The following is a 14285-nucleotide window of genomic DNA, read 5'->3' as shown; positions in this document are numbered from 1 at the left end:
GCCCGATTGATATAACCCCCGGATACCCGCCTCGTGCTGACCGAACCCCGTCGCCGCGCCTACCTTTCCGCCATGCAAGTGGTGCACTGGCTGCCGCGCGCCGAACTGCCGTTCGCCGCACCGTCGCGCCCCGAACTGCTGTTGCCGGTGGCCCCGGTCGAAGACCTCGACTTCGACGTCAAACCAGCGCCCGCCGCCAACGAAGCCGCTGCCGCCCCCCAGGCGCGCAGCGGCGAACGCCCGAAAATCGAGATTCCGCGCCCAGGCAGCACCCCCAAGCCTGCCGCCAAGCCCGTCGAAGCCGAAGAGCCAGCCCCCGCACCGCGCCCGGTGCCGGTGCCGCCACCGCGCTTCTCGTTGCAACTGCTGCGCGCCGGCAACTGCTTGCTGCTGGTGGAACTGGCCACCGGCCAGCCGTTCCAGAGCCGCGACCCGTCCTACCTGCTGCTCAAGGACATGCTGCGCGCCGCCGGCCTGCCCGACGCCCCGCAGATCATCGGTGAGCCGGTGCGCTGGCCGCTGCTGGTGCGCGGCAACATGGACCAAGGCCCGGACGCTGCACGCGATTTCGTCCAGGGGTTCATCCAGGCGCGCCTGGAAGAGGCACCCTGCACCTGCTTGTGGCTGATCGGCCTGCCCGCGCTGCGCTTTGCCGGCAATACCGACGCGCACACCTACTACCAAACACTGAAGCTTGAGGGCCTGGGCGATGCCTGGGCCTTGCCGGGCCTTGAACTGTTGATGGACGAGCCGCAACGCAAGGCGGACGTCTGGCAAGCCATGCGCCAGCTGATGGCGCGCTGGAAGAGCGTTGAATGAGTGACTCGATCAGTTTCCGCCCGATGACCGAGGCGGATCTGGATGCCGTGCTTAAGATCGAATATGCCGCGTTCAGCCATCCCTGGACCCGCGGAATCTTTCAGGATGCGCTCAAGTCCTACGAAGTGTGGCTGATGTTCGACGGCCAGCAGCAGGTCGGCCATGGCGTGATCAATGTGATCATCGACGAGGCGCACCTGCTCAACATCACCGTCAAGCCCGAGAACCAAGGGTTCGGCCTGGGCCTGCGTCTGCTTGAGCACCTGATGGCGCGGGCCTACCAGCTCAACGGCCGCGAATGCTTCCTGGAAGTGCGCGCCAGCAACCAGTCGGCCTATCGGTTGTACGAGCGCTTCGGGTTCAACGAAATCGGTCGCCGCCGTGACTACTACCCGATGGCCGGCGGCCGTGAAGATGCCCTGGTGATGGCCTGCACCCTGTTCGAGGAGTGACCCCTCGGGTGCAGGCCTTGTCACACAGGTACAACCTGATGAGGCAAGACCATGCACGACCTGCAGGAACTGATCGACAACAATGCACGCTGGGCCGATGCCATCACCCAGCGTGACCCCGATTTCTTTGCCAAACTGGCCCGTCAGCAAACCCCCGAGTTCCTCTGGATCGGTTGCTCCGACGCCCGCGTGCCGGCCAATGAAATCGTCGGCATGCTGCCTGGCGACCTGTTCGTCCACCGCAATGTCGCCAACGTGGTGCTGCACACCGACCTGAACTGCCTGTCGGTGATCCAGTACGCCGTCGAAGTGCTCAAGGTCAAACACATCCTGGTCACCGGCCACTACGGTTGCGGCGGCGTGCGCGCTGCCATGCAGGACCGCCAGCTCGGCCTGATCGACGGCTGGCTGCGTTCGATCCGCGACCTGTACTACGAAAAGCGCGGCGAACTGGCCAAGCTGGAAACCGAAGAGGCGCAGGTCGATCGCCTGTGCGAGCTGAACGTCATCCAGCAGGTCGCCAACGTGGCCCACACCAGCATCGTGCAGAACGCCTGGCATCGCGGGCAGGAGCTGTCGGTGCATGGTTGCATCTATGGCATCAAGGACGGGCGTTGGAAGAGCCTGGACACCACCATCAGCGGCTTTGCCCAACTGCCACCGCAGTATCGGTTGCGGGCGTTGGAGTAGGCGGTGTGTTGCCCTGCGTTTCTGCTTACATAACTTGAAACAGGGTGTTCGATCTCGTTGAACAGGGGAGTGGGGATGACAGGCGCGAAGTGGCTGCTGATGGCGATGGGCATGTGGGTGGTCAGTGTGGCGCACGCCGATGACCGCGACCTGTGGATGTTCGCCCAATGGGCCGGCGATCATCAAACACGCCCCTTCCGCGAAATGCTGGTGGATGCCCGGCTGTACGGGGTGGTGCCGATCCATCAACTGCTTCGCTCGGCCTCTGACTGGAAGCTGTGCCGGGCATCCCCCTTCGCCGTGCCACCTGCCAGCCAATGGCCCGCAGTGCGCTCGACGCTGTCATTGCTCAACACCCTCGACGACCAGGGCATCCTGCGCCAGTTCGAAGTGGTCTCGGTCTACCGCGACCCCAGCCTCAACCGATGTGCGGGCGGTGCCGTGGGTAGCGCCCATACCCGCGCATTCGCCGTTGATATCCTGTTGCCGGCCTGGGCCGACCCCAACCCGCTTTGCAGTTTCTGGCAACAACACGGCCAGGCCTGGAACATGGGCCTGGGCCGTTATCCGTCAGGTCGCATCCACATCGACACCGCTGGCTATCGCACCTGGGGTGGCGATGGCAGTGCGGGCTCGTCGTTCTGCGCCAGGCCCAGGTGAACCAGGCAGGCCTCGCATTCATCGATCACCCACTCGGCAAAACGCTGGCGCTTGCCGCCATCGTCCAGCGGCTGCGGGCTGAGCAGGTGATAGGCAGAGCCGTCGCGCAAGAAGCCGAAGGGTGCCTGCAGTTGGCCGCTGTCGAGTTCGTCTCGCACCATCAGCGCTGAGCCCATGGCCAGGCCCAGGCCCGCACTGGCGGCCTGGATCGACAGGTAAAAATGCTCATAGTCGCTGCGCTCGGTGTGCTTGGCCCGTTGCGTGCTCAGGCGCAGCCAGGTGGGCCAGGCGCTGGGCCGCGTGCGGCTGTGCAGCAGGCGTTGGCCATCCAGGCCGGTGACGGCGCCGGGGCGGCACACTGGGCCGATCCATTCGTCGCAGATCTTGCGGTGATGGAGTTGGCGGTCCCAATGGAAGTCATCGCGGCGCAGCGCCAGGTCGACGCCGCTGCGCGCGAAGTCCACCGGCCCACCGGCGGCTACCAGATGCAGTTGCAGGTCGGGGTGGGCGGCGTTGAAGCGGGGCAGGCGCGGGATCAGCCAGCGCATGGCGATGGTGGGCTCGCAGGAGAGCACCAGCACATTGTCGCTGGCCTGCTGTTGCAGGCGCTGCACGGCGCCTTCGAGCTGTTCGAAGATGGCCTGGGTGGTGCCCTGCAGGGCGCGGCCGGCGGCGGTGAGGAAAATGGCCCGGTTGCGGCGCTCGAACAGTTCGACGCCGAGGCTTTCTTCGAGCAGGCGTACCTGACGGCTGACCGCGCCATGGGTGACATGCAGGCGCTCGGCGGCGCGCACGAAGCTTTCGGTTTCGGCGGCGATGTCGAAGTAGCGGAACGCGTTGAGGGGCGGCAGTTTCATGTTGTGCTTTCTGTGAGAAAAACGAGCGGATAACCGCCACTATAAATCGATTTTTCTCAGTTAATAAGCCCAGGATAATCGGCGCGTCTGTGCATTTTAATCGCCTATCGAGACCCGCCAATGACCGAACTCATCGCCGTAGCCCTGTTCACCGTCCTCGCTGTCATCAGCCCCGGCGCCGACTTCGCCATGGTCACCCGCAGCAGTTATGCACAGGGCCGTAAGGCCGGGCTGGCGGCTGCGGTGGGGATTGCATTGGGCGTGCAGGTGCATGTGCTGTACACCGTACTGGGCATTGCGGTGATCATCAGCCAGAGCCCGACGCTGTTCCTGTGCATGAAGGTGGTAGGCGCGGGTTACCTGGTCTACCTAGGCTACAAATCGCTGACCAATACCGCGCGCATCAGCCTCGACGGTATCGACCGGCACACTGGCGCCAGCCTTGCGGCCGCGCTGCGTACCGGCTTTCTCACCAATGCCTTGAACCCCAAGACCATGCTCTTCGTCATCAGCGCCTACACGCAAGTGGTGCAGCCGGGCAGCCCGTTGGCACTGGACTTCGCCTACGGCGCGTTCATGTCCTTTGCCCACTGGCTATGGTTCAGCCTGGTGGCCGTGTTTTTCTCCAGCACGGCGTTGCGCAAGGCGATGATCGAGCGACAGCGGCTGGTGGACCGGGTGATCGGGCTGGCATTGATCGGCCTGGGCTTGGCGGTGGCAGTCACAGGTGTGCGTTGATGTGACGATTGCAAGTAGGGGTGCTGGCCATATAGGCCGCGCCCAAACAGCTCAGGCTGTGCTTTTTCGCAGGCAAAGAAAAAGGGCCTACCTTTCGGTAAGCCCTTTATCATGTTTGGTGGCTACACAGGGACTTGAACCCCGGACCCCAGCATTATGAATGCTATGCTCTAACCAACTGAGCTATGTAGCCAATGGCGCGCATTATTCCCTTGTGATGCCCCTCTGTCAACACTCATTTCAAAAAAAATTTGCACGCTTTCAAAAACTTAGCCGCCAGGGCCGGCCTCAGCGCACGATCAGCCAGTGGCCGAGCACGCCCTGCAGCTGCAATTGCTGGGTGCTGGCCAGTGCGGCAAGGCTTTCGGCAGGGCGGTCGAGGCTGAAGTCGCCGCTCACGCGCCGATGGGCGGCCTGCTCGTCGAGTATCCACAGGCGTTGCCCCTGGTAACCCGCCAGGCGTTCCAGCACCTGCCCTAGCGGCATGTCGGTGGCGCGCAGGCGGCCGTTGCGCCAACTGTCGGCGGTCTTCATGTCGGCTTTTTGTACAGGGTCGATCCGTGTGGCATCGAATGTCACCCGTTCGCCGGCAGAGACCAGGCGCTGTTCGCCACCCTGGACCACCATCGCCTTGCCACTGAGCACCACCAGTTCGTTGTGGTCGGCAAAGCGGGCAATTTGCAGGCGGGTACCGAATACCTGGATGCGCGCCTCGCCCACGTCCACCTCCATGGCGCGGCCATCGAGCAGTACTTCGAGGTACACCTGGCCTTGTACCAGGTGCAACTGGCGGGTACGCCCGCGCAGGTCGACGTTCATCGCGCTGGCGCTGTCCAGGTGCACGGTCGAGCCATCGGCCAGGCGCAGGCTGCGGCGTTCGCCAACGTCGGTGTGCATTTCGCTGCCCAGGCGTTGCATCAGCGGCCAGTACAGGTAGGCCAATGCGCCCAGCACCAGTAGAAACACCAGCGCCAGCCATTTGCCCAGGTGGCTGCGGCGCGCCGTTATCTGCCGGGGTCGCGGGCGAGCCGGTGCGGGTTGCAGCTGTTGCCAGAAGGTTTCCAGCTCAGCGTAAGCCTGGGCGTTTTGCGGCTCCTGGCACCAGGCGGCGAACACCTGGCGTTCGCCTTCGTTACACCCGGGCTGACGCAAACGGGAGAACCACTCCAGAGCTTCCTGCTGGGGGTCGGGCTGGAATTGTTTGGCGGGCATCGGGCTCATGGGATCGGTCTGCTCACGATAGGGGCCGTTTCGCCCAACGATGACAGGGGAATGAGTCGAGGATGCTAAATATATTGAGAACCATTTACAAGTACGTCGCGACGGAGGGATAAAAAAGGTAGCTATGTATCTATTTGTTTCCTGATAATCGGATCCTAAATCTGAGGACGGAGATTCAGGCACATGGCCACCAGTAGCACCTCCACGGCTTCCACCAGCGCAGCGGCGAACCCTGCCAACCCGTTGGTGATGCGCATCATCGGTTTCTGCGCCCTGGCGCACCTGATCAATGACCTGATCCAGTCGGTGCTGCCAGCCATCTATCCGATGCTCAAAGCCAACTACGACCTGAGCTTCGCCCAGATCGGCATGATCACCCTGACCTTCCAGATCACTGCCTCGTTGCTGCAGCCTTGGGTGGGCTTCTTTACCGACCGTCGGCCTGCGCCGAACCTGCTGCCGCTGGGCACCTTGTGCACACTGGTGGGCATCGTCATGCTGGCCTTTGTCGGCAGTTTCCCGATGATCCTGCTGGCCTCGGCGCTGGTCGGCATCGGCTCGTCCACCTTCCATCCAGAGACCTCGCGCATTGCACGTCTGGCCTCGGGTGGGCGCTTTGGCCTGGCCCAGTCGACCTTCCAGGTGGGCGGTAACACCGGCTCGGCGCTTGGGCCGCTGTTGGCGGCGGCCATCGTCATCCCGTTCGGGCAGACGCACGTCGCCTGGTTCGGCCTGGCGGGGTTGTTCTTCTTCGCCGTGACCCTGATGCTGCGGGGCTGGTACAAGGAGCACCTGAACCAGGCCAAGGCGCGCAAGGCCGTGCAGGCTACCCATGGCATCTCGCGCAAGCGGGTGATCGCGGCGCTGATCGTGCTGGGCCTGCTGGTGTTCTCGAAGTACTTCTACATGGCCAGCTTCACCAGCTACTTCACTTTCTACCTGATCGAGAAGTTCGACGTTTCGGTGGCCAGCTCGCAATTGCACCTGTTCCTGTTCCTGGGCGCGGTGGCTGCGGGTACGTTCTTTGGCGGGCCGATCGGTGACCGTATCGGGCGCAAGGCGGTGATCTGGTTCTCCATTCTGGGGGTTACCCCCTTCACCCTCGCGCTGCCGTATGCCGACCTGTTCTGGACCACGGTGCTGAGCGTGGTGATCGGCTTCATCCTGGCATCGGCGTTTTCCGCCATTGTGGTGTATGCACAGGAACTGGTGCCGGGCAGCGTGGGCATGATTGCCGGGATCTTCTTCGGTTTGATGTTCGGCTTCGGTGGGATTGGCGCTGCACTGCTTGGCTATGTCGCGGACCTGCGCGGTATCGTGTATGTGTATGGGCTGTGCTCGTTCCTGCCGTTGTTCGGGTTGTTGGCGGTGTTTTTGCCTAGTACTCGTAAGCGCTGAGGCGTTTGGGGGCTGCTGCGCAGCCCATCGCGACGCAAGGCCGCTCCTACAGGGATTGCGAGCGGCCCTTGGATTGACGATTCCACCTGGCTTGGCCTAGAGTGCCGCCTCTTTTCTCCAACCTGCGTAGTCAAAGCAATGCGCCGTAACCCGTCCCTGCCAAATGCTCGCCAGCCTGCACTGCAGGCACTGCGTCGTGCGTGGCCGAGTGACACGGTGCTCAAGCGTCGGCGCAGCGTGCTGTTTGCCTTCACCTTCTCGCCACACCTTGCCCTGAACTGATCTGCGCTTTTGCGTCGTCCGCCGCCCTGGCGTGCGCGCTCGTGTTTGCTCGTCTTTTCGGTTTGCAAGGAGTGGTAAATGAACATGCGTTTGCTGGCGGGCCTGTTGTTCGCTGTGTCGGTGGTGGGCTTCAGCCTGGGGGCCAGCCTGCCGTTGGTGTCGTTGCGCCTGCATGAGGCCGGCGCAGGCACCCTGGAAATCGGCATTATCTCGGCCATCCCCGCAGCGGGGATGATGCTCTCGGCGTTCATGGTCGACGCCTGCTGCCGGCTGTTGACTCGGCGCACCATCTACCTGCTGTGCTTCAGCCTGTGCACCGTCAGCATCGCCTTGCTGGAGTCGGCCTTCGACTCGATCTGGCTGCTGGCGCTGCTGCGTCTGGGCCTGGGCATCGGCATGGGGGTTGCCATCATTCTGGGCGAGTCCTGGGTCAACGAGCTGTGCCCCGAGCACAATCGCGGCAAGATCATGGCCCTGTACGCCACCAGCTTTACCGGTTTCCAGGTACTCGGCCCGGCGATGCTGGCTGTGCTGGGGGCCAACAGCCCATGGATCACCGGCGTGGTCACCGCCTGCTATGGCCTGGCCCTGCTGTGCATCGTGCTGACGGTGCCCAACGACTATGTGGAACATGAAGAAGGCGAAAAGAGCTTTGGCCTTGCCGGCTTCTTCCGCGTGGCGCCAGCCTTGTGCGTGGCGGTGCTGTTCTTCTCCTTCTTCGATGCCGTGGTGCTGTCGCTGCTGCCGGTATATGCCACCAGCCATGGCTTTGCCGTAGGCGTGGCGGCGCTGATGGTGACGGTGGTGTTTGCCGGCGACATGCTGTTCCAGCTGCCATTGGGCTGGTTGGCCGACCGGGTCGAGCGGACCGGCCTGCACCTGGTGTGCGGCCTGGTAGCGATGCTGATCGGCATCGGCCTGCCGTGGCTGCTGCAGATGACCTGGTTGCTGTGGCCACTGTTGGTGGTGCTGGGCGCTGTGGCGGGGGGCATCTACACCTTGGCGCTGGTGTTGATCGGGCAGCGCTTCAAAGGGCAGGACCTGGTAACAGCCAATGCCAGTGTCGGCCTGCTGTGGGGAGTGGGTAGCCTGGTCGGGCCGCTGGTCAGCGGCGCGGCGATGGATGTGGCGCCGCACGGGTTGCCGATGGCGCTGGCGCTGATGGCGGGGCTGTTTGTCTGCTTTGCCCGGCAGTCGTACCGGCGGGCAGGGCGGTTGCGCGCAGTGGCGGACTGATCACAGGTTTTTCAGGCGGCGCCGATGCTCACCCAGTAACGCGTGCGGTAGTCGACCCGCACCGGCAGGCTGCGGGCTAGCAGTTTCAGAATCTGCTCGGTGTCGGCCAGTTGGTAAGTGCCGGAGACCTTGAGGTTTGCCACGTCGTCAGCACAGCGCAGCAGGCCCGGGCGGTAGCGCGAGAGTTCGGCGGTAAATTCCCCCAGCGGCATCTGCTGCACGCTGAGCACGCCGTCGGTCCAGCCCCAAGGGTCGCTGTGCAGGCTGACGGCCTGCAAGTTGCCGTTGGCCTGCACTTGCAGCGTTTCGCCGGCATGCACCAACCGTGCGTGGGCAGAGGCGGGGAACAACGTCACCTCGCCACCGCGTACTGCCAGCAGCAAGCCCTTGTCGTTTTCGCGTAGCAGCAGTTGCCCGTCGCGGGTGCCCAGGGTGCCAACGCGGGTATCGATGCGGAAAGGGCGGTCGTCGTTGGCGTTGCTGTCCAGGCTCACCTCGCCCCGTATCAGCTCAAGCTGACGTTGTTCGGCGCTGTAGCGCAGGTCGATAGCGCTGTTGGTGTTGAGCTGGATGCGGCTGCCATCGCTGCCGTGCAATTGCCGGCGTTCGCCCGTGGCGGTGCTGCTGTCTGCCAGTAGCTGCGGCAGGCCCAACGGTTCGCGCGCGGCCCAGCCCAGGCTGCCGCCGGCGGCCAGCAGCGCCAGCAGCTTGAGGTGGTCACGGCGGCTGCTGCGCTGGCGTTGGCTGGCGTCGAGGGTGCTGCGGCTCAGGGCCTTGGGCAGCCCGGCCAATTCGTCGCTGAGGTTGCTGACGCGCTGCCAGGCCTTGGGGTTGTGCGGATGGCTGGCCAGCCATTGCTGGAATTGCCGCTCGGTACGCGGGCTGGGGCTGTCGAAGCGCAGCTTCACCAGCCAGTCGATGGCCTGGTCGACCTGAGCCTGTGCGGGCGCGCTGTCAGAGGTCGACATAACGCAACCGGTAGCAGACACCCAGGGCCTTGGCCAGGTCGCGCTCGATCGTCACGCGGGCCACATCCAGCTGCAGGGCGATCTGCGTGATGCTCAGCCCGTCGATCTGGGCCAGCAGAAAGGCCTGACGTGTACGCGGCTTCAGCGTGTGCAGGGCGCGGTCGAGGCGCTCCAGGGTATCGAGAATGACCAGCCGGTGTTCTTCGCTGGGCACCTCGGCTTCGGGCAGCAGGGCCAGGCTTTCGTGGTAGGCCCGCTCCAGGGCGCGGCGGCGGAACTGGTCGATCATCAGGCCGCGGGCGATGGCGCTCAGGTAGGCGCGGGGCTCCTTGAGCGGCGAAGCCTGGCGGGCGCGCAACAGCCGCACGAAGGTATCCTGGGCGAGGTCGGCGGCATGCTCGTGGCAGCCGACCCGGCTGCGCAGCCAGCCGCTGAGCCAGGCGTGGTGGGACTGATAGAGCAGAGCAACCTCGGTCGGCTTGAGCGTGTCGGTGGTCTGCATCGTAGCGAAGGCCTGATCCGGTGAGCGTGCGTGATTGTGAATAGTTCTCAATTCTATGCGCGGAGCGCGGCGCGGATCAATGGTATGCCAGGAATTAGCCGCGCAAGATCCGGCGTTTCACCGATGAACGGTTGGGCTAAGCTGGGCCTGTCATCGACCTGTTGGAGGCGCAATGATTCTGGCTGACCTTTCGCCCGAAGCTTACCGCGAGGCCAGCCGGCACCTGGCCGCATCGGACCCGGACTGGGCACGGCACATTGCCGCGATCGGGCCGTGCCTGCACCAGGCAACGCCCGGGCGCGAGCCTTATGAGGCGCTGGTACGGGCAATTGCCTACCAGCAGTTGCATGCCCGCGCCGCCGAGTCGATTCTGGGCAGATTATTGGCGCTGTTCCCCGAGGGCAGTTTTCCCGCCCCGGAACAATTGCTGGCTGTAACGCCTGAGGCGATGCGCGCATGCGGCTTCTCGGCGAGCAAGACGGCCACCGTGCAGGGCATTGCCCAGGCTCGGCTCGAGGGTTTGGTACCCAGCCGCCAGGAGGCGCTGGCCATGGCTGACGAAGCGTTGATCGAACGCCTTGTGGCCCTGCGTGGGGTCGGGCGCTGGACGGTGGAGATGTTGCTGATCTACAGCCTTGAGCGCTCGGACATTCTGCCGGTCGACGACTTCGCGGTACGCGAGGGATATCGTCGACTGAAGGGGCTGGAGAAAGCACCGACGCCGGCGCAGATGCGCTCGCTGGGCGGTGGCTGGTGCCCGTACCGGACCGTGGCGGCCTGGTATCTGTGGCGGGCCTGATGTTTTTGCATTGGCGCTACAGGCGAGACAGACAAGAGGTAATCCGCGATGAAACCCTACACCACCCCCGAGCAGCGCTGGCAAGCCGTGCAGGCCCGTGACAGCGCCGCCGCCGGCCACTTCGTCTATGCCGTACGCACCACGGGTATCTACTGCCGCCCAGGGTGCAAGTCGCGCATGGCCAAGCGCGAAAACATCGCGTTCTACGACGATACCGCCGCCGCCGAAACCGCCGGCTACCGCGCCTGCAAGCGTTGCGCGGGTGACAGCGGTGCCAGCGCAACCCGGCGCAGCGAGCTGGTGACGCGTGCCTGCCGGCTGATCGAGGGCGCTGCCAGTGGGCCAAACCTGGACCAACTCAGCGCGCAACTGGCAGTCAGCCCCTTTCACCTGCACCGTCTGTTCAAGGCCGAAACCGGCCTCACCCCCAAGGCCTACGCCTCGGCATTTCGCGCCCGACGCCTGCGTGAGCACCTGGAACAGGATCAGCGCTCGGTGACCGATGCCATCTACGACGCCGGCTACAACTCCAACAGCCGGTTCTACGAAAGTGCCGGGCAGCGCCTGGGCATGCGGCCCAAGGCCTACCGTGCCGGCGGGGCAGGGGCAACCATTCGCTTTGCGCTGGGCCAGTGTTCGCTGGGGGCGATTCTGGTGGCCCAGAGCGAGAAGGGTATCTGCGCGATTCTGCTGGGCGATGATCCCGAGCCACTGTTGCAGGCCTTTCAGGACCAGTTCCCCAACGCCCGGCTGATCGGCGGTGATAGCGAATACGAGCGGGTGGTCGCCGAGGTGGTGGGCTTTGTGGAAGCCCCCACGCTGGGTCTGGCGCTGCCGTTGGATGTCCAGGGCACGGCATTTCAGGAGCGGGTCTGGCAGGCCTTGCGTGAGGTACCTGCCGGCTGTCGGGTCAGCTACACCGACATCGCCGAGCGTATCGGCGCACCCAAGGCGGTCCGTGCCGTGGCCATGGCCTGCGCGGCCAACCGCATTGCCGTGGCCATTCCTTGCCATCGGGTGGTACGCCGCGACGGCGACATCAGCGGCTATCGCTGGGGTGTGGAGCGCAAGCAGCAACTGCTCAAGCGAGAAACGGCACTCTCCTGATCGCGTGAAGCCGCGTAGAATCCCCCGCCAAATCGAAATGCATAGAGGATTGTTCGATGAGGCGTGTCAGCCTTGCCCGTTATTGCCTAGGCGTATTGGCCCTGATGGTGGCGTTGGCCACCCCGGCCTGGTCCGCCCCGGCCCCGGCAGTCTCCAGCCTGGCGGCTGCCGAACTGCCGGTGCTCGATGAGAACGCGAGCCTTGAGCAGTTGAGTGATCGTCTCGACCTGATCCGCCAAGGCGTGACCAGCAGCGCCAATGACGATGTGCTCTCGCAACTGCGCCAGGCTGCCATACAGGTTCAGCGGCAGGCCGATGCCCTTGGTGCGCTGCGTACCGCCGACGTGCAAGGCCTGGACGACAAGCTCAAGGTGCTGGGCCCGCAGCAGCCGGACGAACCCGCCAGCATCACCCTTCAGCGCAAGGACCTCGAAGCCCAGAAAAAGACCGTGCTGGCCGAGCAGGAGCAGGCTACCAAGCTGACCCAGTCGGCCCGGGACCTGTCCACGCAGATCGTCAACCTGCGCCGCAGCCAGTTCAACTCGCAGGTCACCAGCCGCGCCACCAGCCCGCTGACCCCGGCGTTCTGGCAGTCGCTGATTCGCCCCACCGATGAAGACGTGGCGCGCCTGCGCGACCTGCGTGGCGAGGCGGCCGATGCCGTGGCCAGCGCGTTCAGTGCCGAACATCGCTGGTTCTTCCTCAGCAGCCTGGTGGCGGCCATCCTGGTGTGGACGCTGGTTCGCCGGCTGCTCGAACGCCTGCTGGCGAACGCGATGGTGCGCTGGCTACCAGAAGGCCGCCTGCGCCGCAGCGCCTTGGCCCTGAGCGTCAGCCTGGCGACGCTGGGCACCATCGCCGGCTCTGTGTCGCTGCTGCGCTGGGGCCTGGAAAGCAGCGCCGAGCTGGGCACAGATATCGCCAGCCTGGCTAACCACATCCTTACCCTGGTGGTGTTCAGCGCCTTCATTTCGGGCCTGGGCCGCGCGATGTTGATGCTGCAGCGCCCGTCCTGGCGCTTGCCGCCGATCCACGATGAGGTGGCCAGCGCCCTGGGCTGGTTCCCTAAATTGCTGGCCCTGGCGCTGATGGTGCTGCTGACCCAGGAGCGCATCAACAGCGTAATCGGCACCAGCCTGGCGCTGACCGTGGCGACCAACGGCCTGACTGCACTGGTGGTGGCGGTGATTTTCTCGGTGGCCTTGCTGCGCTACCGCCGCACCTTGCGCAAGCATGAGCTGGAACGCCCGACTGGCCTGGCGGGGCTGATCCCCTTCGTCCTCGTGGTGTGGGTGGGGCTGATCGTGCTGGCCCTGTTGGCCGGTTTCCTGACCCTGGCGTACTTCCTCACGGCCAAGTTGCTGTGGATCAGCGTGGTGGCGACCTGTGCCTACCTGCTGACCACCTTCCTCGGTGACCTGTGCGAAACCCTGCTGTCGCCCCGCCAGCCGGGCGGCCTGGCCCTGGCATCGACCTTGGGCCTGGCACCGCGCCATCAAGCCCAGGCCAGCACCATTCTGGCTGGCATCGGCCGTACCGTGCTGCTGTTCCTGGCGGTACTGCTGGCCTTCACGCCTTCGGGCACCAGCCCCGGTGAGTTGCTGCTCAGCCTGGGGGATTGGGATGGCACCGGTGGCAAGATGCTCGGCAACTTGAACATCGTGCCGCAAGATATCCTGCTGGCCGTGGCGATGTTCTTCGGCGGCATGTTCGGCATCCGTGTGCTCAAGCGCTGGTTGAGCGAGCGCCTTCTGCCGGAAACCGACATGGACGCCGGCATGCGTGCCTCGCTGGTGACCCTGGTGGGGTACCTGGGCTTCCTGTTCCTGGCCATGCTGGTGATGTCGACCCTGCGTATCAACCTGACCAGCCTGACCTGGGTGGTGAGTGCGTTGTCGGTAGGTATCGGTTTTGGTCTGCAGCAGATCGTGCAGAACTTCATCTCGGGTCTGATTCTGCTTACCGAGCGCCCGGTAAAGGTGGGCGACTGGGTCAGCCTGGCCGGTGTCGAGGGTGACATCCGCCGCATCAACGTGCGCGCCACCGAGATACAGATGTCTGACCGCTCGACGGTGATCGTGCCCAACTCGCAGTTCATTTCACAGAACGTGCGCAACGTGACCATGGGCAATGCCCTTGGGGTGGTCAGCGTGACCCTGACCTTGCCACTGGAAACCGATGCCAACCGCGTGCGCGACCTGCTGCTGGCGGCGTATCACGAGCACGAAGCGATACTGGATGCACCCGCGAGTTCGGTGTCGTTCAAGGACCTGACGAGCAGTGGCATGGTGATTGCGGTCAGTGGTTACGTGGCCGGGCCGCGGCAGGTGTCCGGCACCCGCAGTGACCTGCTGTTCACCATTCTTGGGCGGTTGCGTGATGAGGGGATCCCCTTGTCTTCGCCGCAGAGCATGGTGTTGCTGCAGGAAGGTTCGCGCCCGGCCGACGAGCCGGCGTGAGTATTGGGGGGCGCCCAGCGCCCCCGCTTCAATACAGCTACTGATTGCCCTGATCGAGCGCATGGAGCTGATCGAGTACAGGCGCGGCTGCAAAGGT

15 protein-coding genes and 1 tRNA gene are annotated in these 14285 nt (G+C 64.5%); 11 read left to right on the top strand and 5 right to left on the bottom strand.

All coding sequences use genetic code 11. The features are described 5' to 3' along the window. Nucleotides 1-33 precede the first annotated feature (33 nt). The 4 genes from NP534_RS21060 to NP534_RS21045 all read left to right on the top strand — a co-directional run bounded on the left by NP534_RS21060 (nt 34) and on the right by NP534_RS21045 (nt 2621). A complete protein-coding gene (locus NP534_RS21060; RefSeq protein ID WP_274099978.1) occupies nt 34-819 on the top strand; it encodes an energy transducer TonB in 786 nt (261 codons plus the stop codon). Further along, on the top strand, nt 816-1271 hold the full coding sequence (rimI, locus tag NP534_RS21055; protein ID WP_274099977.1) for a ribosomal protein S18-alanine N-acetyltransferase: 456 nt from the start codon (nt 816-818) through the stop codon (nt 1269-1271). Before NP534_RS21060 ends, rimI begins: the two co-directional genes overlap by 4 nt. Nucleotides 1272-1322: 51 nt before the next feature. After that, nucleotides 1323-1961: a carbonate dehydratase gene (gene can, locus NP534_RS21050; protein ID WP_033701363.1), complete on the top strand. Its 639-nt coding sequence runs from the start codon at nt 1323-1325 to the stop codon at nt 1959-1961. 75 nt (nt 1962-2036) lie between these two features. Continuing rightward, on the top strand, nt 2037-2621 hold the full coding sequence (locus tag NP534_RS21045; RefSeq protein ID WP_274099976.1) for a D-Ala-D-Ala carboxypeptidase family metallohydrolase: 585 nt from the start codon (nt 2037-2039) through the stop codon (nt 2619-2621). On the opposite strand, the gene NP534_RS21040 is transcribed toward NP534_RS21045, so the two are convergent. Further along, nucleotides 2561-3478: a LysR substrate-binding domain-containing protein gene (locus NP534_RS21040; protein WP_274099975.1), complete on the bottom strand. Its 918-nt coding sequence runs from the start codon at nt 3476-3478 to the stop codon at nt 2561-2563. The genes NP534_RS21045 and NP534_RS21040 overlap by 61 nt on opposite strands. A gap of 120 nt (nt 3479-3598) precedes the next feature. On the opposite strand from NP534_RS21040, the gene NP534_RS21035 reads away from it, so the two are divergent. Continuing rightward, entirely contained in the window at nt 3599-4216 is a 618-nt protein-coding gene (locus NP534_RS21035) for a LysE family translocator (protein ID WP_033701361.1), read from the top strand. A gap of 116 nt (nt 4217-4332) precedes the next feature. Here NP534_RS21035 and NP534_RS21030 read toward each other — a convergent pair. Beyond that, nucleotides 4333-4409 (bottom strand) — tRNA-Met (locus NP534_RS21030). A gap of 95 nt (nt 4410-4504) precedes the next feature. Then, nucleotides 4505-5428, bottom strand: coding sequence for a FecR family protein (locus tag NP534_RS21025; protein WP_274099974.1), 924 nt, complete (start codon nt 5426-5428; stop codon nt 4505-4507). 192 nt (nt 5429-5620) lie between these two features. On the opposite strand from NP534_RS21025, the gene NP534_RS21020 reads away from it, so the two are divergent. The 3 genes from NP534_RS21020 to NP534_RS21010 all read left to right on the top strand — a co-directional run bounded on the left by NP534_RS21020 (nt 5621) and on the right by NP534_RS21010 (nt 8353). Further along, on the top strand, nt 5621-6835 hold the full coding sequence (locus tag NP534_RS21020; RefSeq protein ID WP_274099973.1) for an MFS transporter: 1215 nt from the start codon (nt 5621-5623) through the stop codon (nt 6833-6835). 138 nt (nt 6836-6973) lie between these two features. After that, complete coding sequence (locus tag NP534_RS21015; protein WP_167334465.1) at nt 6974-7117, top strand: hypothetical protein; 144 nt, start codon at nt 6974-6976, stop codon at nt 7115-7117. Between the two features lie 78 nt (nt 7118-7195). Continuing rightward, a complete protein-coding gene (locus NP534_RS21010; protein WP_033701357.1) occupies nt 7196-8353 on the top strand; it encodes an MFS transporter in 1158 nt (385 codons plus the stop codon). 11 nt (nt 8354-8364) lie between these two features. Here the strand turns inward: NP534_RS21010 and NP534_RS21005 are convergent, their stop codons facing one another. Together NP534_RS21005 and NP534_RS21000 are read right to left on the bottom strand one after the other, a co-directional pair. Then, nucleotides 8365-9321 (bottom strand): FecR domain-containing protein, encoded by a 957-nt coding sequence (locus NP534_RS21005; RefSeq protein WP_274099972.1) that lies wholly within the window; start codon nt 9319-9321, stop codon nt 8365-8367. After that, entirely contained in the window at nt 9308-9823 is a 516-nt protein-coding gene (locus NP534_RS21000; RefSeq protein ID WP_274099971.1) for a sigma-70 family RNA polymerase sigma factor, read from the bottom strand. The genes NP534_RS21005 and NP534_RS21000 overlap by 14 nt, the downstream gene beginning before the upstream one ends. A 172-nt stretch (nt 9824-9995) precedes the next feature. Here NP534_RS21000 and NP534_RS20995 point away from each other — a divergent pair, with 172 nt between their 5' ends. Genes NP534_RS20995 through NP534_RS20985 form a run of 3 tightly spaced genes read left to right on the top strand, consistent with a single transcriptional unit; the run spans nt 9996 to nt 14188 of the window. Next, a complete protein-coding gene (locus NP534_RS20995) occupies nt 9996-10622 on the top strand; it encodes a DNA-3-methyladenine glycosylase family protein (protein ID WP_033701352.1) in 627 nt (208 codons plus the stop codon). Between the two features lie 48 nt (nt 10623-10670). Next, on the top strand, nt 10671-11729 hold the full coding sequence (gene ada, locus NP534_RS20990) for a bifunctional DNA-binding transcriptional regulator/O6-methylguanine-DNA methyltransferase Ada (RefSeq protein ID WP_274099970.1): 1059 nt from the start codon (nt 10671-10673) through the stop codon (nt 11727-11729). A gap of 56 nt (nt 11730-11785) precedes the next feature. Continuing rightward, entirely contained in the window at nt 11786-14188 is a 2403-nt protein-coding gene (locus NP534_RS20985) for a DUF3772 domain-containing protein (protein WP_274099969.1), read from the top strand. The last annotated feature ends 97 nt before the right edge of the window (nt 14189-14285 follow it).

Origin of the sequence: Pseudomonas sp. 39004 (assembly GCF_028682155.1) — a bacterium.
Lineage (GTDB): Bacteria > Pseudomonadota > Gammaproteobacteria > Pseudomonadales > Pseudomonadaceae > Aquipseudomonas > Aquipseudomonas capeferrum.
The sequence above is the reverse complement of the archived record's forward strand: the minus strand, read 5'-3'. Positions and strand labels throughout refer to the sequence as shown.